Annotated in this window: 20 protein-coding genes; 16 read left to right on the top strand and 4 right to left on the bottom strand. The window is 65.3% G+C overall.

Translation table 11 applies throughout. The annotated features are described in order from the left end of the window. Positions 1 to 215: 215 nt before the first annotated feature. The 5 genes from OXR00_RS03715 to dnaE all read left to right on the top strand — a co-directional run bounded on the left by OXR00_RS03715 (position 216) and on the right by dnaE (position 6,792). Positions 216 to 1,466 (top strand): lipoprotein-releasing ABC transporter permease subunit, encoded by a 1,251-nt coding sequence (locus OXR00_RS03715; RefSeq protein ID WP_267386697.1) that lies wholly within the window; start codon positions 216 to 218, stop codon positions 1,464 to 1,466. Continuing rightward, positions 1,459 to 2,130, top strand: a complete 672-nt coding sequence (locus OXR00_RS03710) for an ABC transporter ATP-binding protein (protein WP_242146503.1) — start codon at positions 1,459 to 1,461, stop codon at positions 2,128 to 2,130. The genes OXR00_RS03715 and OXR00_RS03710 overlap by 8 nt, the downstream gene beginning before the upstream one ends. Positions 2,131 to 2,147: 17 nt before the next feature. Continuing rightward, positions 2,148 to 2,732 carry a GNAT family protein gene (locus tag OXR00_RS03705; RefSeq protein ID WP_267386696.1) on the top strand — a complete coding sequence of 195 codons (585 nt, stop codon included), beginning with the start codon at positions 2,148 to 2,150 and terminating at the stop codon, positions 2,730 to 2,732. Continuing rightward, positions 2,729 to 3,208, top strand: a complete 480-nt coding sequence (locus OXR00_RS03700) for a glutathione peroxidase (protein ID WP_276592856.1) — start codon at positions 2,729 to 2,731, stop codon at positions 3,206 to 3,208. Before OXR00_RS03705 ends, OXR00_RS03700 begins: the two co-directional genes overlap by 4 nt. 101 nt (positions 3,209 to 3,309) lie before the next feature. Next, complete coding sequence (gene dnaE / locus OXR00_RS03695) at positions 3,310 to 6,792, top strand: DNA polymerase III subunit alpha (RefSeq protein WP_267387138.1); 3,483 nt, start codon at positions 3,310 to 3,312, stop codon at positions 6,790 to 6,792. A 26-nt stretch (positions 6,793 to 6,818) separates the two neighbouring features. Here dnaE and OXR00_RS03690 read toward each other — a convergent pair whose 3' ends face one another. After that, positions 6,819 to 7,889, bottom strand: coding sequence for a PA0069 family radical SAM protein (locus OXR00_RS03690; protein ID WP_267386695.1), 1,071 nt, complete (start codon positions 7,887 to 7,889; stop codon positions 6,819 to 6,821). A 52-nt stretch (positions 7,890 to 7,941) separates the two neighbouring features. Here OXR00_RS03690 and OXR00_RS03685 point away from each other — a divergent pair, with 52 nt between their 5' ends. From OXR00_RS03685 to OXR00_RS03645, 9 genes are all read left to right on the top strand, one after another. Then, positions 7,942 to 8,292: a VOC family protein gene (locus tag OXR00_RS03685; RefSeq protein ID WP_267386694.1), complete on the top strand. Its 351-nt coding sequence runs from the start codon at positions 7,942 to 7,944 to the stop codon at positions 8,290 to 8,292. Positions 8,293 to 8,344: 52 nt separating this feature from the next. Continuing rightward, positions 8,345 to 9,067 (top strand): heme ABC transporter permease CcmC, encoded by a 723-nt coding sequence (gene ccmC, locus OXR00_RS03680; RefSeq protein ID WP_267386693.1) that lies wholly within the window; start codon positions 8,345 to 8,347, stop codon positions 9,065 to 9,067. 114 nt (positions 9,068 to 9,181) lie between these two features. Continuing rightward, positions 9,182 to 9,616, top strand: coding sequence for a cytochrome c maturation protein CcmE (gene ccmE, locus OXR00_RS03675; protein WP_267386692.1), 435 nt, complete (start codon positions 9,182 to 9,184; stop codon positions 9,614 to 9,616). A gap of 81 nt (positions 9,617 to 9,697) precedes the next feature. Further along, positions 9,698 to 11,659 carry a heme lyase CcmF/NrfE family subunit gene (locus OXR00_RS03670; protein ID WP_267386691.1) on the top strand — a complete coding sequence of 654 codons (1,962 nt, stop codon included), beginning with the start codon at positions 9,698 to 9,700 and terminating at the stop codon, positions 11,657 to 11,659. Next, positions 11,656 to 12,174, top strand: coding sequence for a redoxin family protein (locus OXR00_RS03665; protein ID WP_267386690.1), 519 nt, complete (start codon positions 11,656 to 11,658; stop codon positions 12,172 to 12,174). The genes OXR00_RS03670 and OXR00_RS03665 overlap by 4 nt, the downstream gene beginning before the upstream one ends. Then, complete coding sequence (locus tag OXR00_RS03660; RefSeq protein WP_267386688.1) at positions 12,171 to 12,578, top strand: cytochrome c-type biogenesis protein; 408 nt, start codon at positions 12,171 to 12,173, stop codon at positions 12,576 to 12,578. Before OXR00_RS03665 ends, OXR00_RS03660 begins: the two co-directional genes overlap by 4 nt. After that, on the top strand, positions 12,578 to 13,204 hold the full coding sequence (locus tag OXR00_RS03655) for a hypothetical protein (RefSeq protein ID WP_267386686.1): 627 nt from the start codon (positions 12,578 to 12,580) through the stop codon (positions 13,202 to 13,204). Before OXR00_RS03660 ends, OXR00_RS03655 begins: the two co-directional genes overlap by 1 nt. A gap of 25 nt (positions 13,205 to 13,229) precedes the next feature. Next, entirely contained in the window at positions 13,230 to 14,600 is a 1,371-nt protein-coding gene (locus tag OXR00_RS03650; RefSeq protein WP_267386685.1) for a deoxyribodipyrimidine photo-lyase, read from the top strand. A 42-nt stretch (positions 14,601 to 14,642) separates the two neighbouring features. Then, positions 14,643 to 15,911 carry a cyclopropane-fatty-acyl-phospholipid synthase family protein gene (locus OXR00_RS03645; RefSeq protein ID WP_267386684.1) on the top strand — a complete coding sequence of 423 codons (1,269 nt, stop codon included), beginning with the start codon at positions 14,643 to 14,645 and terminating at the stop codon, positions 15,909 to 15,911. 32 nt (positions 15,912 to 15,943) lie between these two features. Here the strand turns inward: OXR00_RS03645 and OXR00_RS03640 are convergent, their stop codons facing one another. Both OXR00_RS03640 and purF read right to left on the bottom strand, forming a co-directional pair. After that, the gene (locus tag OXR00_RS03640; protein ID WP_267386683.1) at positions 15,944 to 16,657 is read right to left on the bottom strand and encodes an SDR family NAD(P)-dependent oxidoreductase; all 714 of its coding nucleotides are present in this window, start codon (positions 16,655 to 16,657) and stop codon (positions 15,944 to 15,946) included. A gap of 58 nt (positions 16,658 to 16,715) precedes the next feature. After that, positions 16,716 to 18,182 carry an amidophosphoribosyltransferase gene (gene purF, locus OXR00_RS03635; protein ID WP_242146489.1) on the bottom strand — a complete coding sequence of 489 codons (1,467 nt, stop codon included), beginning with the start codon at positions 18,180 to 18,182 and terminating at the stop codon, positions 16,716 to 16,718. Positions 18,183 to 18,424: 242 nt separating this feature from the next. Here purF and hisI point away from each other — a divergent pair, with 242 nt between their 5' ends. Continuing rightward, positions 18,425 to 18,787, top strand: a complete 363-nt coding sequence (hisI, locus tag OXR00_RS03630; RefSeq protein ID WP_267386682.1) for a phosphoribosyl-AMP cyclohydrolase — start codon at positions 18,425 to 18,427, stop codon at positions 18,785 to 18,787. 8 nt (positions 18,788 to 18,795) lie between these two features. Next, positions 18,796 to 19,290, top strand: coding sequence for a hypothetical protein (locus tag OXR00_RS03625; protein ID WP_267386680.1), 495 nt, complete (start codon positions 18,796 to 18,798; stop codon positions 19,288 to 19,290). 60 nt (positions 19,291 to 19,350) lie between these two features. Here OXR00_RS03625 and OXR00_RS03620 read toward each other — a convergent pair whose 3' ends face one another. Beyond that, a complete protein-coding gene (locus tag OXR00_RS03620; protein ID WP_276592855.1) occupies positions 19,351 to 20,637 on the bottom strand; it encodes a cell wall hydrolase in 1,287 nt (428 codons plus the stop codon). Positions 20,638 to 20,881: the final 244 nt, after the last annotated feature.

Below are 20,881 nucleotides of genomic sequence, written 5' to 3'. Positions count from 1 at the left end.
GACTGGAAACGCTCCCCGAACCACGGCCGTTGCCTGTGTCTCAGTGATTGTGTTGCTAAGTCCGCATGAGTGTTTTGTCACATGCATTGTGACTTCCGCGCGGCGATTGCGGCAGCGCTGTGGCGTATACGCAACAGGGCAATGCAGTTGCCAGCACGCCGCCTGCGACCTAGAGCGGGCGACTTCATCCCCGGGGGCCGGGCAGACACTGTGATATGATCCTTTCCCGTTACGAACGCATGATCGCCAAGCGGTACCTGTTGCCGGGGCGGGGCGAGGCATTCATCTTCCTCGTTGCCGGCATCAGTCTGGTCGCGGTCATGCTCGGCGTGGCCGCGCTCATCATCGTGATGAGCGTGATGAATGGTTTTCGCGCCGAACTGTTCGACAAGATCGTCGGGCTGAACGGCCATGCGGTGATCCAGGGGATAGGGCCTGACTTGCCCGACTGGCGTAATATCGCGCGCATCGCGAAGCAGACGCCGGGCGTGACGAGTGCGATCCCGTTGATCGAGCAGCCGCTGGTCGTCACCTATGGCGGTCGCGCCGAGGGCGTGCTGGTACGCGGCATGCGGGTTTCCGACATCCGCTCGAATTCGACGATCGGCGGCAAAATCGTGATGGGCTCGCTCGCCACGATAAACCCCGGCAGCGGCCGCGTTGCGATCGGCAGCCGTCTGGCCGAAGCGCTCGGCGCCCAAGTCGGCAGTCAGATCGCGCTGTTGAACCCGCTCGGGCAAGCGACCCCGTTCGGAACCGTGCCGCGGATCATCAACTACACGGTCGGCGCGATCTTCGAGGTGGGGGTGTACGACTATGACGTCAAATACATCATCATGCCGATCGAGGATGCCCAGACGCTGACGCTGGCAGGCGATTCCGTGGGGATGATAGAGGTGAACACGACCGATGCCGACCGCGTCGACGCGATTTTGAAGCCGGTCGCCGATCAGATCGCCGGCCGCGCCGTTATCACCAACTGGCAGCAGATGAACGCGCAGTTGTTCCAGGCGCTGGCGGTCGAGCGGGTGGCGATGTTCACCGTGCTGTCGATCATCATCCTAGTCGCGGTGTTCAACATCCTGTCGTCCCTCATCATGCTGGTGCGTGCCAAGACGCGCGACATTGCGATCCTCCGAACGATGGGGGCGACGCGCAGCGGGATGATGAAGATCTTCATGGTGGTCGGCACGACGATCGGCGCGCTTGGCGTGGTGGCGGGGCTGGTGCTGGGGTTCGTGTTCCTTTTCTTCCGTCAGAACATCGTCGACTTCGTGCAATTGGTGACGGGACAGAACCTTTGGGACCCATCGGTACGCTTTCTGACGCAACTGCCCTCCAAGACCGACCCGGTCGAGGTGACGGTGATCGTGCTGATGGCGATGATCTTCAGCTTTCTCGCAACTTTGTACCCCGCGTTCAAGGCGGCGAGTACCGACCCGGTACAGGTGCTTCGCTATGAGTGATCCCGTTCTCGCCGTCAGTGGACTGTCGCGCAGTTTCGAGCAGGGCGGCGTCAAGATCGAGGTGCTGCGCGGGGTCGATCTCATCGTCGGGCGGGGTGAGATCGTCGCGTTGCTGGGGCCGTCCGGTTCGGGCAAGTCGACGCTGCTGCAGGCGGTCGGGCTGCTCGAAGGGGGCTTCCAGGGCTCGATCCGCATCGAAGGGGCGGAGGCTGCCAATCTCGATGCGGACGGGCGGACACGGGTGCGGCGGGAGTCGCTCGGCTTCGTCTACCAGTTCCACCATCTGCTGCCCGATTTCAGTGCGGCGGAGAATGTCGTCCTGCCGCAGATGATCAAGGGCGAACAACGCAACATCGCCGATGCGCGCGCGGAGGCGCTGCTGACCGCGCTTGGTCTCGGCCACCGTCTGACGCACCGGCCTAGCCAGCTCTCCGGCGGCGAACAGCAGCGCGTCGCGGTGGCGCGCGCGCTTGCCAACCGTCCGGCGCTGGTGCTGGCGGATGAGCCGACCGGCAATCTGGACGAGGCAACCGCCGACGTCGTGCTGGCCGAGTTCTTGCGGCTGGTGCGCGGCGAGGGGTCGGCGGCGCTGGTGGCCACGCATAATGAGCGGCTTGCGCTGAAGATGGACCGGGTGGTGCGGCTTCAAGACGGTATGCTGTGACGACGCTATGGCGTTCGGTGCCGACGCTAACGGGTCGTCACGTCACGCTACGGCCGTTGACGCGCGCGGACGGACCGGCGCTGGTGGAGGTCGGCCGGACGGACGGGTTGTGGGATCTGTTCTACGCCAACGTCGCGCGCCTGAAAGACGTCGACGCCTTCATGAATGAGACCTTCGCCGAGCAGGACCATGGTCGCGCGCTGCCGTTTGCGGTGCTCGACGCAGATGGCGATGTGGTCGGCACCACGCGCTATTTGCGGATGGCCGAGAAGCACCGGCGGCTCGAGATCGGCGGGACCTTTTATGCGACCGCAGTACAACGCACCGGCGTCAACACCGAGACCAAGCTGCTACTGCTCGGCCACGCGTTCGACGTGCTCGGCTGCCAGTGCGTGCAGATCCGGACGGATGCGCTCAACAAACGGAGCCAAGCCGCGATCGAGCGGCTCGGCGCAACGCGGGATGGCGTGCTGCGCGGGCATCAGGTGATGGCGGGCGGCCGGTTGCGCGATACTGTGGTGTACTCGATCCTGGACCGGGAATGGCCGGGGGTGCGCCAGAACCTGCACTATCTGTTGGCCAAGCATGAGGGTGCGCGATGAGCGGGATGACGGACTTCGTGGTGGCGGCGTCGAACGGTGCGCCGGCGGACCTGTCGGTCTACGCGGGCGAAGTCCTTCTGATCGTCAACACCGCCTCGAAATGCGGGTTTACGCCGCAATATGAAGGGCTGGAGGATTTGTACCGGCGCTATGCCGCGCGCGGCTTCACGGTGCTGGCGTTCCCATGCAACCAGTTCGGTGCGCAGGAGCCGGGCGACGCGGCCGAGATCGCCAACTTCTGTTCGCTGACCTATGACGTGACGTTCCCGGTGTTCGCAAAGATCGACGTCAACGGGAACAATGCCGCACCGCTGTTTACTGCGCTGAAGACGGCGGCGCCTGGGCTGCTCGGCAGCAAGGGAATCAAATGGAACTTTACCAAGTTTCTGGTCGACCGCAGCGGCAAGGCGGTCAAACGCTACGGCCCGCGCACAATGCCGGAGGGGTTGGCGGCGGATATCGAGCGGTTGCTGTAAGGCTCCGTCGCGCCGGTCTGCGGAACGCGGAGGGGGGCATTTGAACCCGGAGCGCCATTATGACGGTTTCGCGAATCGGTGATCCCGCGCATAGTCTGCCGATGTCCCATTCCGCGTTCGTTCCGCTGCGTATCTTCTCGTGTTACACCATGCTCGACGGCGCGATCGAGCCAAAGGCAATCGGCAAACATGCGCAAAAGCTAGGGTTTCCCGCCGCCGCGCTGACCGACCGCAACGGCCTCTATGCGGCCATGTCGTTTTCCGACGCCGCCAAGAAATCGGGGGTGCAGCCGATCATCGGCACGATGCTGGGCGTCGCCCGGCCCGACATGCCGGACACGGTTGAACCGGTGTTCGACTGGCTGGCGCTCTATGCGCAGGACGAGGCGGGCTATCGCAACCTGTGCGAAGTGGTGTCGCAAGCGCATCTCGACCGGCCGCTTGAACACACGGCGCATGTTTCGTTCGAGACGTTGGCGAAACACACCGATGGCCTGCTCGCGCTCACCGCCGGTCGCGAAGGTGGTCTGGCGCGTTTGTATGCCGAGGATCAGCCAGCACGTGCGCTCGCCTACGCGGACCGGCTGCAACACCTCTTCCCCGATCGCCTGTATGTCGAACTGACGCGGCGGAGCGATCCGGTCGAGACGAAGGCGGAAGCCGCGCTGCTCGATCTTGCCTTTGCCAACGACCTGCCGATCGTCGCAACCAACCCGTGCTGCTACGCCGAGGCCGATTTCGTCGAGGCGCACGATGCGATGCTGTGCATCGCCAGTTCTTCGTACATCGTCAGCGAGGATCGCCCCCGCAGTTCGCCCGATGCATGGATGAAACCGGCGGATGAGATGCGGCGCCTGTTCGCCGATCTGCCCGAGGCGATCGAAAACACGCTGGTGGTCGCGCAGCGCTGTGCGGTGTCCGCGCCGTACCGCAAGCCGATCCTCCCGAGCCTTGCCGGCGACCGCGAGGGCGAGGCCGAGGCTTTGCGCGTGACGTCACGTGCCGGGCTCGAAGCGCGGCTTGCCAAGGCGAAGATCACCGACCTCGAAACGCGCGAGAGCTATGCCAAGCGGCTCGAGTTCGAGCTGGACGTCATCATCTCGATGGGGTTCCCCGGCTACTTCCTGATCGTCGGCGACTTCATCAAATGGGCCAAGGACAACGACATTCCGGTTGGGCCGGGACGCGGTTCCGGCGCAGGCTCGGTGGTGGCGTGGGCGCTGACCATCACCGATCTCGATCCGATCAAGCTCGGGCTGCTGTTCGAACGCTTCCTCAACCCGGAACGCGTGTCGATGCCCGACTTCGACATCGACTTCTGCGAAACGCGGCGCGGCGAAGTGATCCGCTACGTCCAGCAGAAATACGGCCGCGATCAGGTCGCGCAGATCATCACCTTCGGGACGATGAAAGCGCGCGCGGTGCTGAAGGATACCGGTCGCGTGCTCCAGATGAGCTATGGTCAGGTCGACCGGCTCGCCAAGCTGGTGCCGAACCTGCCGGCTGACCCGTGGACGCTGCCGCGCGCGCTCAACGGCGTCGGCGAACTCGACGCCGAATATAAGGGCGACAGCGGCGTCAAATACCTGCTCGATCTTGCAATGAAGCTCGAAGGGCTGCCGCGCCATTCCTCCACGCACGCTGCCGGCGTGGTGATCGGCGACCGACCGCTCGCGCAGTTGGTGCCGCTGTATCGCGATCCGCGCTCAGACATGCCGGTGACGCAGTTCGACATGAAATATGTCGAGGGCGCGGGGCTGGTGAAGTTCGACTTCCTTGGCCTGAAGACGCTGTCGGTGCTGCAGAAGGCGGTGCAGATGCTCAGCGATCGTGGCGTGGCGGTCGACCTGTCGGCGCTAGAGTGGGACGACGAGGGCGTCTACAAACTGCTCCAGAAGGGCGACACGGTCGGCGTGTTCCAGCTTGAATCGGAGGGGATGCGGCGCACGCTCGCGGCGGTGAAGCCGTCCAACTTCGGCGACATTATCGCGCTCGTCTCGCTGTACCGGCCGGGGCCAATGGACAACATCCCTTCGTTCGGCAAGCGCAAGAACGGGCAGGAGGAGATCGTTTACCCGCACGCGCTGCTCGAACCGATTCTGGCGGAGACCTATGGCATCTTCGTCTACCAGGAACAGGTGATGCAGGCGACGCAGATCCTGGCGGGCTATTCGCTGGGCGGCGCCGATCTGCTGCGCCGCGCGATGGGCAAGAAGATCAAGGCGGAGATGGACGCGCAGCGCGCGATCTTCGTCGAGGGCTGCGCCAAGCATAACGACATCCCCAAGGCCAAGGCCAACGAACTGTTCGATTTGATCGACAAGTTCGCGGGCTACGGCTTCAACAAGTCGCACGCGGCCGCCTATGCGCTGCTCGCGTACCAGACGGCGTGGCTGAAGGCGCACCACCCGCACGAATTCTTCGCCGCCTCGATGTGTTACGACATGGCGCTGACCGACAAGCTCGGCGTGTTCGTGGACGATATGCGGCGGCTGAACGTCGACATCCTCCCGCCCGACATCAACCGCAGCGAGGCGGAGTTCTCGGTCGAGGATGCCGGGGACGGCCTCGCGGTACGCTACGCGCTCGGCGCGCTGAAAAGCGTGGGCGAGGCGGCGATGGAGAAGCTGGTCGTCGAACGCGAGGCGCACGGCCGTTTCGCGACGCTCGACGATCTCGCCCACCGCGTCGACCCGCGCCTGCTCAATAAGCGCCAGCTCGAGACGTTGGCCAGCGCGGGCGCGTTCGACGCGTTCAATCCCAACCGCGCCGGTGTTCACGGTGCGGCGGAGCTGATCCTCGCCACCGCATCGCGCGTACAGGCGATGAAGGCCAGCGGGCAGGGCGGGCTGTTCGGCGGCGAAGATGCTGCCGAGCCGCCGATCCGCCTGCCGAACGCGCACTGGGCGCTGGCCGACCGGATGGAGGCGGAGAAGGAGGCGTTCGGCTTCTATTTCTCGGCGCATCCGGTTGATCGTCACGGCCATCTCGCGCGGATGCATGGTGCGCGATCGTTCGCGACGCTGGGCGAACTCGACATTCCCGACGACGGCAAATCGCGCGCCGGCGCGACCATGGCGGTGCTGGTTGAGGAGGCGCGCTGGCGCACCTCCGCGCGTGGGCGTCGGTACCTCATGGCGACGCTGTCCGATCCTTCGGGGCAGTTTTTCGCGACCTGCTTCGACGACATGGTTGCGGCCGATCTGGAAGAGGCGGCGCGCGAGGGCGCGTGCGGGCTGTTGACGGTGGAACTGGACCGCCGGCCGGGCGAGGAGACGCCGCGCGTATCGGTCAAACGCCTGCAACGCTTCGATTCGCTGGCAACGGCGGCGCGCTTCGTGCTGGAACTGACGGTGGAGACACCGGCGACGATGGCGGTGCTGGCGTCGGTTTTGTCGGATTATCGAGGTGCGCGGGGCGAGGTGTGGGCAAAAGCGGTGCTGCCAGAGGGTGGTCATGTCCGCGTGTTGCTCGGTCGCGATTTCCTGCTCGACCAGGAACTGGCGACGCGGATCGAGGGGCTGGCGGGGATCAGCGGGGTCGCGCTGAAATCATCGGAAACGCGACTGGCGCTGGTCGGGTGATGGAAGCTTGGCTGCACCGTTAACGGTTAGAACAATTCTCCCTGCGGGCCGGCGGGTGGGCGGAACAGATCGGTGCGCAGCGTCATGCGCTCATGCACCATGCCGTGCTTGCGGCGCGCGATTTGTATGCGGGTTTTGAGCAACTCCGCCCATGGGCCTTGCCCCTGCATCCTTGTGCCGAAGGTGGGATCGTTGTCGCGCCCGCCGCGCAGCGACTGGATCGTCGACATTACCTTGGCGGCGCGGTCGGGAAAATGCTCGTCCAGCCAGGCGCGAAACAGCGGTGCGACCTCATGCGGGAGGCGCACCGGGATAAAGCTGACGCTGCGCGCACCCGCCTGCGCCGCGCGGGCGACGAGATGCTCGATTTCGTGATCGGTGATCGCCGGGATGACGGGCGAGATCGACACATAGGTCGGCACGCCCGCATCGGCGAGCGTCTTCACCGCCGCCAGCCGCCGTTCGGGCGTAGGCGCGCGTGGCTCGACCGTCATGGCGATACGCCGGTCAAGCGAGGTGACCGAGATCATCACCGCCGCAAGCCCGCGCTTCGCCATGGGCGCGAGCAGATCGAGATCACGCACCACCCGATCTGACTTGGTGGTGATGGTCAGCGGATGGCCGGTCTCGGCCAGCACCTCCAGGCACGCGCGGGTGATCCGCCAGTCGCCCTCGATCGGCTGATACGGATCGGTGTTGGTGCCGAACGCGATCGGCTGCACGACATAGCCGCGCCTGCCGATCTCGGCGCGTAGCAGGACGGGCGCATCCGGCTTGGTGAACAGCTTGCTCTCGAAATCGAGGCCGGGCGACAGGTCGTGAAAGGCATGCGTAGGCCGCGCGAAACAGTAGATGCAACCATGCTCGCAGCCGCGATACGGGTTCACCGAACGATCGAACGCAACGTCGGGCGAGGTGTTGCGGCTGATGATCGTGCGCGGCCGTTCGACCGTGATGGTAGTCCGCAGCGCGGGTGGCGCATCATCGACACGCTCCCGATCGTCGAGCCAGTCGCCATCCGCCTCCCGCGCGGGCAGATTGAAGCGGCGGCTTTCTTGGTTGATGGTGGCGCCGCGTGAAGGACGAGTCTTTGCCATTGCATGGCAGTAGCTGGCAGCTTAGAACATATCAAGAACATGGGGGGGTAAGTTGGCGCGGATCAATTATGTGGAGCTGCCGGTCGCAGACACTGAACGGGCAAAACGTTTCTACGGATCGGCCTTCGCATGGGATTTCGCTGATTTCGGGCCAAGCTACGCCGCCACCGTCAGCGGTGATACTGATATCGGCTTCCAGGCCGATCCGGCGGAGAGGACTAAGGCAGCACTGCCCGTCATCGATGTCGAGAACATCGCCATCGCGCTGGCGGCGGTGCAAGTGGCAGGCGGCGAGATCACCGCGCCGATCTTCGGCTTTCCTGGCGGGCAGCGCTTCCACTTTCGCGATCCCGATGGGCACGAACTGGCGGTGACGCAAACGGCCGGTCACGCATCGGCGTGACAGCGTGCTTGGGCGTTGAGTGTCGGCGCGCAAGCGCCTAGACGCTGAAATCGTGGCGTCCCTTCATGCTCTTGCCAATCCCGCGCGCTTTTCAAAGCTGGCGCGGCCGCTTACGCCCGTGTTGTTCTGGGTGGGCGTCGTGTTGATCGCAATCGGCGGCTGGGCCGGGCTGACGCAGACGCCCGCGGATTACCTGCAGGGTGAGACGGTGCGTATCCTGTACATGCACGTGCCCGCCGCCTGGCTTGGCATGGGCGGGTGGAGCGGTATCGCAGCGTGCGCGATCACTTTCCTGATATGGCGGCACCCGCTCGCGATGATCGCGGCGCGTGCGATCGCGGTGCCGGGTGCGGTGTTCGCGGGCCTGTGCCTTGTCACCGGCTCGATCTGGGGCCGGCCGACCTGGGGGACGTGGTGGGAGTGGGACGGGCGGCTGACATCGATGCTGCTGCTGTTTTTCGTGTACCTCGGCTTCATGGCGCTGCTGCGCGCCGATGCGGATCGCGGCGGTGACGGGCGTATTCCGGCGCTGTACGGTGTCGCTGGCTCGGTGTTGTTGCCGATCATCCGCTACTCGGTGGTGTGGTGGAACACGTTGCATCAAGGGGAGAGCATCGGCCTGACCCGGTCGAGCATCGATGCTTCGATGCTGTGGCCGTTGTGGCTCACGCTGACCGGTTTCTCCTGCTTCTTCGCGGGGGTGGTGCTGATGCGGATGCGGACGATCCTTGCCGTCAACAAATCCGAAGCCCGAATGCGGCGGATGGCACGATGAGCGTGTCGGCATGAGCCCATGGCCGTTCGTGTTTGCGGCGTATGCGATCACCGGGGCTGGCGCGACGGCGCTGGCGGCGTGGAGCTACCTTGCGATGCGGCGTAGCGAACGACGATGAAGCCGAAGCAGCAACGCCTGATGCTGGTACTGCTCGGGCTTGGCGCGGTTGCGGCGGCGGCGCTGCTGGCGCTATCCGCGCTGAAGGATCAGGCCGCGTTCTTTTATGCGCCTGGCGATGTGAAGCGCACCGGCTTGCCGCTCGGCCGGGCGGTTCGGCTTGGTGGCATGGTCGAGGATGGCTCGATCAAACGGCAGGCGGACGGCGTGTCGATACGCTTCGTCGTGACGGATGGCGTGGCGACGGTGCCGGTGGCCTTCAGCGGCATCGCACCCGATCTGTTCCGCGAGGGCTCCGGCGTGGTGGCGGAGGGTCGGTTCAGTCCGGACGGCAGCTTCACCGCCACCAATCTGCTCGCCAAGCACGACGAAAAGTATATGCCGCCGCAGATGGCGGGCAAGATGCACGAGACGAAGACGTTGCGGCAATGAGCGGCGATCTACACTTCCGGGGGCGTTCGTTGTGGTGGATCGGCGGAGCTGGGATACGGTTCTCCTCATGGCTGCACTATCATGACGGCTGAGGCGGGCCTTGCCGCGTTGTGGTTCGCGGCCACGCTTGCGGCGATGCAGCTAGCGCTCGCGGCGCTCGGCGTGCGGCGTCTGCTCGCCGCGCAGGAGGCGCGCGGATTAACCGCCGATCTGCTCGGCGCGGTGCGACCGATCGCGATCGTGCAGGGTGCGCTTGCGGCGGTCGCGATGGCGTTGCTGATCGCGGTGTTCGTGCGCAGCGACATGTCGGTGCTGCTCGTCGCCGAGAACAGCCATTCCGAAAAGCCGCTGCTGTACAAATTCGCCGGCGCATGGGGTAACCACGAAGGCTCGATGTTGCTGTGGGTGACGATCCTGGGGCTCGCCGGCGGCGCGGTTGCGATCTTCGAACGCACGCTGCCGCGAGTCACGCTGATCGCGACCTTGGGCGCGCAAGCGGCGATCGCGCTTGGATTTTATGCCTTCCTGCTGTTCGTCTCCAACCCGTTCGCGCGGATCGATCCGGCGCCACTTGACGGGCAGGGCCTCAACCCGCTGCTGCAGGATCCGGGTTTGGCGTTCCACCCGCCGACGCTTTACATCGGCTATGTCGGCATTTCGGTGGCTTTCTCGTTCGCGGTCGGTGCGCTGGTAGCGCGCGATGTCGGGCCTGCGTTTGCGCGGGCAATGCGGCCATGGGTGCTGGGCGCATGGGTATTCCTGACGCTCGGCATCACCGCCGGCAGTTACTGGGCCTATTACGAACTCGGCTGGGGTGGCTGGTGGTTCTGGGATCCGGTCGAGAATGCCTCGCTGATGCCGTGGCTCGCGGCGACCGCGCTGCTCCACTCGGTGACCGTGCTGGCCACGCGCGACGGGCTGCGGGCGTGGACGGTAATGCTGGCGGTGGTCGCATTTTCCATGTCGATGATTGGTACGTTTCTGGTGCGATCGGGCATTCTCACCAGTGTGCATGCCTTTGCGGTCGATCCGTCGCGCGGTACGTTCATCCTTGCGCTGCTGGTGCTGTATATCGGCGGTGCGCTGGCCTTGTTCGCCGCGCGGATCGGGACGGTGCGTGCGGGCAACACCTTCGATCCGGTCAGCCGCGAGGGCGCGCTCGTCGCCAACAACCTGCTGCTTTCCGTCATCCTCGGCGTGGTGCTGATCGGCACGCTGTATCCGATCGTGGCGGCTGGCTTCGGTGTGCAGCTATCGGTTGGGCCGCCGTTCTTCGACAAGGCGGCAGGACCGGTCGCGTTGCTGCTGGTGGTGGCCATGGCGGCGGGACCGCTGCTGCGCTGGCGGCGCGACGATGCGCGCGTGCTGGTGGTCCGTATGGCGCCGCCGATCGCAGCGTTCGGTTTCGTGCTGGTCGCGGTGTTGTTGCTTGGGGGCGGTGTCGCGCTGCTGCCGCTGCTCGGTATCGCGTTGGCGGCGGCGCTGGCGGTGGCGAGTGTCGCGCCGCTATGGGGTCGTAATCTGCTCCGTGTCCCGCTGTTCACCTGGGGCATGGTGGTCGCGCATCTCGGCATCGCGGTGAGTCTTGCCGGCATGGCGTCGGAGAGCGCGTTCACGCGTGCCACGCTGGTGGCGGCGCGCGTCGGCGAACCGCAACGGGTCGGGCCCTATACGGTTACACTTGACGGTATCGCGCCGACGATAGGGCCGAACTGGTCGGCGCTGGAAGCGCATCTCTCCGCCCGGCGCGGTAGCGGCACGGTGATCCAGTTGCGGCCGCAGTCGCGGTTTTTCACCAGCCCCGTCACGGTGACGAGCGAATCCGCGATCGCGACCGTGCTCGATGGCCAGCTTTACACGGTGCTCGGGCAGGCGGATGGGCAGGGGCGCGTGCAGTTGCGATTGTGGTGGAAGCCGTTCGTTACGCTGATCTGGCTTGGCGGTGCCTTGGTCGCGATCGGCGGGGCGCTGTCGCTAATCGGTCGGCTGCGGCGCGAGCGGCGGGCGCGGCGTCGCACGGGGGACGAGGAGGCATGGGCATGAGGCTGTGGTTGCCGCTCGCCGTGTTCGTCGCGGTGCTCGCGATTATCGCCGTTGCGCTGTATCGCCCGGCCGATCGCACGGTCTATTCCGCGATGGTTGGCAAGCGTCTGCCCGACTTCACCGTGCCGGCGCTGCTGCCCGGCAAGCCCGGCCTTGCCAGCGCGGCGTTCGCCGATGGCAAGCCCAAGCTGCTCAACATCTTCGCCAGCTGGTGCGTGCCCTGCGCGGCCGAGGCGCCGCAACTGATGACGCTGAAGACGGCGGGCGTACCGATCGAAGGTGTTGCGATCCGCGATACGCCGGAGGCGATGCGCGACTTCCTGGCGCGCGGCGGTGATCCTTATATGGCGATCGGCGACGACAAGACGAGCGCGGTGCAACTCGCGATCGGCTCTTCGGGTGTGCCGGAGAGCTTCCTGATCGCCGGGGACGGCACCATCCTGCTCCAGCATGTCGGCGACATCCGTTCCGATGATGTGCCGGCAATTCTCGCCAAGCTAAAGGCGGCCAAATGAGGCGAGTCGTGCTGTCCGCGCTTTTGCTCGCCGCCACGCCGGCTTTGGCGGACAGCAACCTGCCACCCGCGCCGCTTGCCAACACGCAACTGTCCGATCCCACGCAGGAGGCGAAAGCGCAGGCGCTGATGGTGACGCTGCGTTGCCTCGTCTGCCAAGGGCAGTCGATCGCCGACAGCGACGCGGAAATGGCGGGAGATATGCGCGCACTCGTACGGGAGCGCATCCGCGCCGGTGAGCAGCCCGCTGCGATCCGCGACTGGCTGATCGCGCGTTACGGCGACTATGTGACCTACGATCCACCGTTCGGGCTGCTTACCGCGCCGTTGTGGATCGCGCCGCTGGTCTTGATCGGGTTCGGCGTTTGGTTCGCGCGCGGCAGTTTCCGGAGGCGGCGCGGCTAATGGGGTGGATTGCACTTGGCCTGATCGGCGTTGCAGCGGCGGCGGCGTTGTGGCTGCTCGGCGTGGCGCGGCCGCTGTGGAGCTTCATCGGTGCCGGGCTGATGCTGGGGGCGACCGGTTACGCTTTGCAGGGGCGCCCGGACGTGCCGGCGCATCCGGTGGTCGCATTCGCGCGACCGATCGAGCTGGATCAGGGCCTGATCGACCTGCGCGGCGACATGCTCGGCCGCTTCTCAGGCGAGGCCGCGTATCTGACGCTGGCCGACGGCATGACGCGCGCTGGCAACCCGAAGGCGGCGGTGCAGGTGATGCTCGGCGGGGTCGCCTATGCACGGACCAACTTCGTTCTGTGGACGTGGCTGGGCATGGCCTACGCGCAACACGATGGCGGCATGGTTTCGCCCGCCGCCCGGCTCGCTTTCACGCGCGCGATGCAGCTTGCGCCGACCCAACCGGGGCCACCATTCTTTTTAGGCGTCGCACTGATCCAGAGTGGTAATTTCGCGGCTGCCCGGCCGTACTGGGCGCGTGCGCTGGCGCTGACCCCGCCGAACGTGTCGTATCGCGCGGCGATCGCCGTGCGGCTGGCGATCCTCGACAAATATCTCGCCGCCGCGAAGCCGTGAGCGCGCGGTCGGCGTTGTAACGGCCATGACCACACCCACGATCCTTTGGCTCCGGCGCGACTTGCGGCTGGCCGATCAGCCCGCGCTCGCCGCTGCTATAGCAGAAGGGCCGGTGATCCCCGTCTACGTGCTCGACGATGCCGCGGCTGGCGATCACGCGATGGGCGGCGCTTCACGGTGGTGGCTGCACCACAGTCTCGCCGCGCTCGACACGGCGTTGCGCAAGAACGGCTCACGGCTAATCCTGCGGCGAGGCGATGCGGCGGCGGTGTTGGCCGCGCTTGCCGTCGAAACCAAAGCCACTCGGGTCCACTGTCTGCGACATTATGAGCCGTGGTGGCGCAAGGCGGAGGAGGCCGTCGCCGCGCATATCAATCTCGTATGTCACGACGGCAACTACCTCGCGCCGCCGGGCTCGCTTACGACCGGCAGCGGCGGACCGTACAAGATCTACACGCCGTTCTGGCGCGCGCTCCAGCAGCGCATGCCCCCGCCCGAGCCACAGCTGGCTCCCGATGTGATCCCCGCGCCACCGCACTGGCCACATGGCGAACGGCTGTCGGACTGGGCGCTGCTGCCGACCAAGCCCGACTGGGCGACCGGTTTCAGCGAGTGGGAGTCGGGCGAAGCGGCAGCGCACCGGCAACTCGCTGCCTTTCGCGACGCGGCAGCCAACTATGCCAATACGCGTAACCTCCCGTCGCTCGACGGTAGTTCGCGCCTGTCGCCGCACCTGCACTTCGGCGAGCTGTCGCCCGCGCAGGTCTGGCACGCACTCGCCGAGGAGGGAGGGTCGGTTGATACCTTCCTTGGCGAGATTGGCTGGCGCGACTATGCGCAGACGGTAATCCTGCAATACCCCAATTACGGTATCGTGAACGCACGGCCGGCGTTCGACCGGCTGCCGTGGCGTAGCGGCGCGGCTGCACGTGCCGATCTGCGTGCATGGCAACAGGGCCGGACCGGCTATCCGATCGTCGACGCCGGGATGCGGCAACTTTGGGCGACCGGGTGGATGCACAATCGGGTGCGGATGATTACAGCCTCGTTCCTCATCAAGCATTTGCTGATCGACTGGCGCGAGGGGGAGCGCTGGTTCTGGGACTGCCTCGTCGATGCCGACTATGGCAGCAACGCGGTGAACTGGCAGTGGACCGCCGGTAGCGGCGTGGATTCGAACATGTTCCCCCGCATCATGGCGCCACTGACCCAGTCGGCCAAGTTCGACGCGGCCGACTATATTCGCCGCTGGGTGCCCGAACTTGCAAAGGTCGGTGACGAGGCGATCCATGATCCCGAACAAGAGGGTGCGCGGCCCGCAGCCTATCCGGCCAAGCTGATCGGCCACCGCGAGGCGCGCGAGCGTGCGCTGGCGGCGTACCGCCGCACGAAATGAGGACTTGGCGAGAGCGGTGGCGGCGGTGCATGGGCTGACTCCATGAATGCACCCGCGCCGTCGTCCGGGCGCCAGCACGGCGCCGCTACCCGCAACCGAACCACGCTCGATGCCCTGCTCGCCCGGTTCGCGCCGCTGTTCCACAAGATCCTCGATCGCATCGACCACGGGCTGGCCGCCGGGTCGATCGAGACGAGCTTGCCGGACGGTCGCGTGCGCTTGCTGGGCGGGCGCGCGCCCGGGCCGGCTGCGGTAGTGAAACTGGTAAGCTGGCGTGCGCTGCTACGGCTGGCGACGCGTGGCTCCATAGGCTGGTATGTCGGCTGGTCACGGGGCGAGTGGTCGAGTCCCGATCCGGTCGCACTATTCGAGCTGTTCGTCCTCAACCGTAACACGCTCGGCAACGCCGGGCGGGCATCCGGACTGTGGCGGCGGCTGCAACGCGTGTGGCACAGGCTGCGTGAAAACGATCGCGCCGGTGCGCGGCGGAACATCGAATTTCACTATGATCTCGGTAACGATTTCTACAGCTTATGGCTGGATCCGACCATGAGCTATTCGAGCGCACTCTTCGCCCGACCAATGTCGGAAGCGGAGTCGTTGGAGGTCGCACAACAGTTCAAGCTGGAGGCGATCCTCGCGCGGACGGAAACTTTGCCAGGCGAAACGATACTGGAGATTGGGTGCGGGTGGGGTTCGTTCGTCGCGGTTGCGGCGCGTGGCGGACGCAAGGTGCATGGCATCACGCTTTCGCCGGAGCAAAAACGCGCAGTCGAGACACGCGCCATGCAGGACGGTCTTCAGGATGTAACGGTTTCCCTGACCGATTACCGTGACGTCACCGGCGTTTACGACGCGGTCGCCAGCATCGAGATGGTCGAGGCGGTGGGGCAGGCGTTCTGGCCGACATATCTCGCGTCGATCTCGCGCGCACTAAAGCCGGGTGGTCGAGCGGCACTGCAATATATCGCGATCGATGATGCGATTTTCGAAGCGTATGCCGGCAACGTCGACTTCATCCAACGCTACGTGTTTCCGGGCGGCATGTTGATCTCGGAGAGCCGTTTTGAAGCGATCGCGGCGGAACAAGGGTTGGCATGGCGCGATCGCCGCGGCTTTGGGCTAGACTATGCCGAAACCCTTCGGCGCTGGCGCGTGGCGTTCGATGCTGTTGTGGCCGACGGGCTGCTACCCGCGAGATTCGATCGTGAGTTCATCAACTTGTGGCGCTATTATCTGATGTACTGCGAAGGTGGCTTTCGCGGCGGCGGGATCGATGTTGCGCAGGTGACGTTGGTCAAGATTCCATAATCCAGCGGCTCCGTGCTCGTCGCACCAAGCGATTACGCTTCGACCGTTTCGAAGTGACCGGTTTTGAAATCGTCCGTCACCAGTGCGGCGATGTGGCTGCCGACCACCTCCGGCGCCTTGACCGTATCCGGGTTCTCGCCTGGATAGGCACGCGCACGCATTGCGGTACGGGTCGCGCCGGGATTGATGATCGCGGTTCGGATGGTGCTGATCTGCTCCATTTCATCGCCATATGCGCCGATGAGCGTCTCGAAAGCGGCCTTGGACGCACCGTATAGCCCCCAATAGGCGCGCGGTTTGCGGGCTACACTGGATGTAACGCCGATCACGCGTGCACGCCTCGAGCGGCGCAGCATCGGGTCGAATGCACCGATCAGCGCGGCTTGCGCACTTACGTTGAGCGTCAGGACGCGCGCGAGTTCCTTCGGGTCGATCGCTGGCACCGCGCCGAGCGTGCCGAGCATCGCGGCGTTCAGCACCAACACGTCGAGCGCCTGCCAGCGTTCGCCGATCGCGACCGCCAGGCGGGCGATGCTGTCGGTCTCAGTCAGATCGAGCGGAGCAATCGTCGCGGAACCACCGGCGGCGAAGATCGCATCCTCGACCTTCTCCAGCGCGGCACCGGTACGCGCGGTCAAAACGACATGCGCACCCGCCTCCGCCAATGCCATCGCGGTGGCGGCACCGATGCCTCGGCTCGCACCCGTGACAAGTGCGAGTTGATCGGCGAGCGGCTTGTCGGTCATCGTTTCACTCCGGACTATCGCGGCAGCGATTGCACCACCGGAGCGAGCAGAACAACCCTCAGACCACGCGTTCCGCCAGCAGTGCGAACTGATCGACCGAAGCAACTTCGTCCTGATCCGTCAGCGTCGTGGGATAATCCCCGGTGAAGCACGCGTCGCAGTGGCTCGGGCGGATATCGGCACGGCAGGGTTCGCCGAGCGCCTTGTAGAGCCCGTCGATTGAAACGAAGGCGAGGCTGTCGGCGTGGATGTACGCGTTCATCTCGGCCACGTTCTTGCTGTGTGCGAGCAGCTTGGCGCGTTCGGGCGTATCAACGCCGTAATAGCAACTGTGGCGCGTCGGCGGGCTGGCGATGCGCATGTGCACTTCGGCTGCGCCAGCGTCGCGCATCATCTGGACGATCTTGAGCGAGGTGGTGCCACGCACGATCGAATCGTCGATCAGGATGACGCGCTTGCCCTCAATCAGCGCCCGATTGGCGTTATGCTTGAGCTTTACGCCGAGATGGCGGACCTCATTGGTCGGCTGGATGAAGGTGCGGCCGACATAATGCGAGCGGATGATGCCAAGCTCGAACGGGATACCCGACTGCTGGGCATAGCCGATCGCGGCCGGCGTGCCCGAATCGGGAACCGGGATGATGAGATCGGCGTCGACCGGGCTTTCGATCGCGAGTTGCGCGCCAATCGCCTTGCGCACCGAATAGATGCTCTGTCCCGCCGAAATCGAATCGGGGCGCGAGAAATAGACATGCTCGAAGATGCACGGGCGCGGTGAAACTGGCGCGAACGGGCGATGCGAACTGATCTCGCCGCCCTTGACGATCACCAGTTCGCCCGGCTCGATCTCGCGCACGAACGTCGCACCGACGACGTCGAGAGCGACGGTTTCCGAGGCGAAGATGATCGCCTCACCAACCTTGCCCATCACCAGCGGGCGAATGCCGAGCGGATCGCGGCAGGCGATCATGCCCTCCGGCGTCATCACGATCAGCGAATAGGCGCCCTCGACCTGCTTCAACGCGTCGATGAACTTGTCGAGGAAGGTCCGATACTTGGACATCGCGACGAGGTGGATGATCGTCTCGGTGTCCGAGGTGGACTGAAAGATCGAACCGTTGCGGACGAGATCCCGGCGCAGCCGCATCGCGTTCGAGATGTTGCCATTGTGCGCGATCGCGAACCCGCCGGACGCAAGGTCGGCGTAGAGCGGCTGCACGTTGCGCAGCGCCGTCTCTCCAGTGGTCGAGTAACGGACGTGCCCGCAGGCGACATGGCCGCGTAGCGGGACCATCACATCCTCGCGGTCGAAATTGCCGGCGACGTGTCCCATCGCGCGGTGCGTGTGGAAGTCGACACCATCGAAGCTGGTGATGCCGGCTGCCTCCTGCCCGCGATGCTGTAGCGCATGCAGGCCGAGCGCGACGAGTCGCGCGCCATCGGGTGCCCCGGCGACGCCGAAGACTCCACACTCCTCACGGAGTTTGTCGCCATCGACGACATCGAACGGATTGGTTGTAAGCATGGCGCCCTTCGAAGGGGTGTGCGTGTGAATTGCCATATAGGGGCATCGGACGGGTTTGTCGCGCTTTTGTCATATCGAAACGCACGCCATTGGTCGCACAAGCGGAAAAGCTTTGTTTCCGCACATACTTAGGAGCGATTGCTGCGTTGCTGAGCGCGGTAATGGGCAGGTGTGGGCGTCATCTCTACCACGCTGATTCGCCGTGCTTCCGCTCTCCCGGCGACACCGCTATGGACGGTCTTATGACCGATCTTCGCGATAGCACGCTCGCCCTAGACCCAAAGTATGATGCCAATGGGCTTATCACCGCAGTCGCGACCGATCGTGCCACCGGGGCGCTGCTGATGGTGGCGCATATGAACGCAGCGGCGCTCGCCGCGACGATCGAAAGCGGGCAGGCGCACTTCTGGTCGCGTAGCCGCGCGAAGCTCTGGAAAAAGGGCGAGACATCGGGCCACGTCCTCACCGTCCGCGATATCCGCATCGACTGCGATCAGGATGCGGTGTGGCTGATCGTCGATCCGGCTGGCCCGGCTTGCCATACCGGCGCGCCTAGCTGCTTCTATCGTCGCATCGACGGCGATCGGCTGATCCCGGTCGAATGAGACGGGCGTTGCCGTTGTTGCTGCTGTTGGCCGCTGGTTGCTCACGCGCGGTCACGCCGGGATCGAGCAACGTTGCCGCGCCGACCGGGCTAGAGGCGGCTGCGATCGAGGCGGGCGTGATCCCCGATCCGCAGAATGCCGACATCACCGGACTCTATACCCGCGACACGGACCGGGTCTGCATCGTGCCGGCCGCGAACGCATACCAGATCGGCGTGTTCGTCGACTACGGCGACGATCAGCATTGCAGCGGCCTAGGTACCGTGTCGCGGGTAGGCGAGACGCTGCACGTCGGGTTTAGCGATGCCGATGGTTGCCGCTTCGATGCCCGCTTCGAAGGTGACCGCGTCGTTTTTCCGGGCACGGTACCGGAGCCATGCCGCAAGCTGTGTTCGCAGCGCGCATCGATCGCCGGGCTGACGGTAGATCAGTTGAGCAACTCCGCCGCCGAAGCCGCGACCTTGCGCGATGCGCGCGGGCGTTTGCTTTGCCCGAGCGGGTGAGGCTGGCAGCGCGCTGACGCTGAACCGACCGCGACGCAATGATAGCGCGCCGCTCGTGGCTCAGTGGCTCTCCTGCGGAACGTGTGATTCCGGCTTTGCGGGTGTGGCCGGCGCGCTTGGCGTCGGTACTGACACAGGCTTGCGGCGGACGCCGGTTAGGTTGTCCGTAGTCGCCGGGATTGTGGTTGCCGCCGGCGCTTTGATAACGACCTCCTTGGCGGGAAGCAAAACCTGGGTCTTCATGCACTCGCTCGGATCTGGGCGCTTGAACGTTGCGCAATTCCACAGCGCCTTGTCGTAATGATAGGTTCGATCGCGCATGTAGCTGAACGCCATCGTGTCAATCTGACCGGCATCCAGCGGCATCGCACCCGGCGTGCGTGCCTTGTCAGTCCAAGCCATCACCTTGCAACGCGGCCGGTCGCCGCACGCTCTGGTCGCAAACAGCGGGTAGGAATCCGGCGGGAGGTGCGGGTCGATGGTGACAAGGAAGGTCTCCAGATCGCCCGGGAGCGGCGAGGGCAGCGCTTCTGGCGCAAGCGCGGCAACGACAGCCTCAACCGTCAACGGCGGCCCGAACACGCCACCACCTTTGTGGGCGTCCGAGTAATACGCCAGCGCGGGGATCACCGGCTCGTCGGGAGACACCGTGCGGTTGAACGCAGGCGGCGTGCCCCACCATCCGCTCCACCGGAAGAATAGATGGGTATGAACGGCGGCGACCTTGTCGAGGCTGGATTGCCAGTACGGCACCACCCAATCGGTGTGATAATGCGTGGCATAGCCGACTGCGCCATACACCTGACCGCCCAAGGACTTCGCCGCCTGCGTGCGGGCGCGCGCCCATTGCTCCGGTCGCCAGCGGTGGCGTGTCAGCGCGCCGTCACAGGTGAAGGTGAACTGGCAGCCGGTGGACCGCTCCGAGCCTTGGAACACCACCCCGCAGATCGTCTTGGGGAATGCTGGGTGACGAACGCGGTTGATGATGACCTGACCGACCGCGCGCTGGCCTTCGTTATCGTCACCCGCTTCGTACAGCATCGCGGCGGCCATGCAGTCGGTCGCGCGAGCCTGCTCGTCGGGCGTGCCGGACAGATGGAAGGGTCGCGCCGCGGGGTTTGGATCGGCCGAGAACGGCACCCCGGCGTTGTACGCGCGCGCGTCGCCTGGGGCGAGATCCTGAAAGGTGACGGGCTCGACCGGTGGCAGTTCCGCCTTAGGCACGACGTGGCGGTGCGGCGCGCGAACGATATGTCCGTGCACCACCACGACCCGCGGCCCGAAATGAACCAGCAAAGCCGGCGCAGCGATCGCCACGATTGCGATGACGAGCAGGATGATGCGCAACACAACATCGTTAGGGCGATGCACTGCGGACTTTGGTCCGTCAGGGAAACGCCGAACAAGGCGCGAAAGCAAATTGCGGCGCACGGCGGATTAAAGAGCGGGCAGGAGGCGAACGAGGAGACGCATGGCGCCCGATGCGCCAACCGACTGCCTTCGGTCAACCTTTCGCGTGTCCCACGACGGGAACCGCAGAAGGCCGGGCGACCGTCCCGATCGGGTCGGCCGCCCGGCGCAAGCTAAGTTG

This window comes from Sphingomonas sp. GC_Shp_3 (assembly GCF_026540945.1).
GTDB lineage: Bacteria > Pseudomonadota > Alphaproteobacteria > Sphingomonadales > Sphingomonadaceae > Sphingomonas.
Note: the sequence above shows the minus strand (reverse complement) of the source record. Positions and strands in the feature narration are given on the sequence as shown.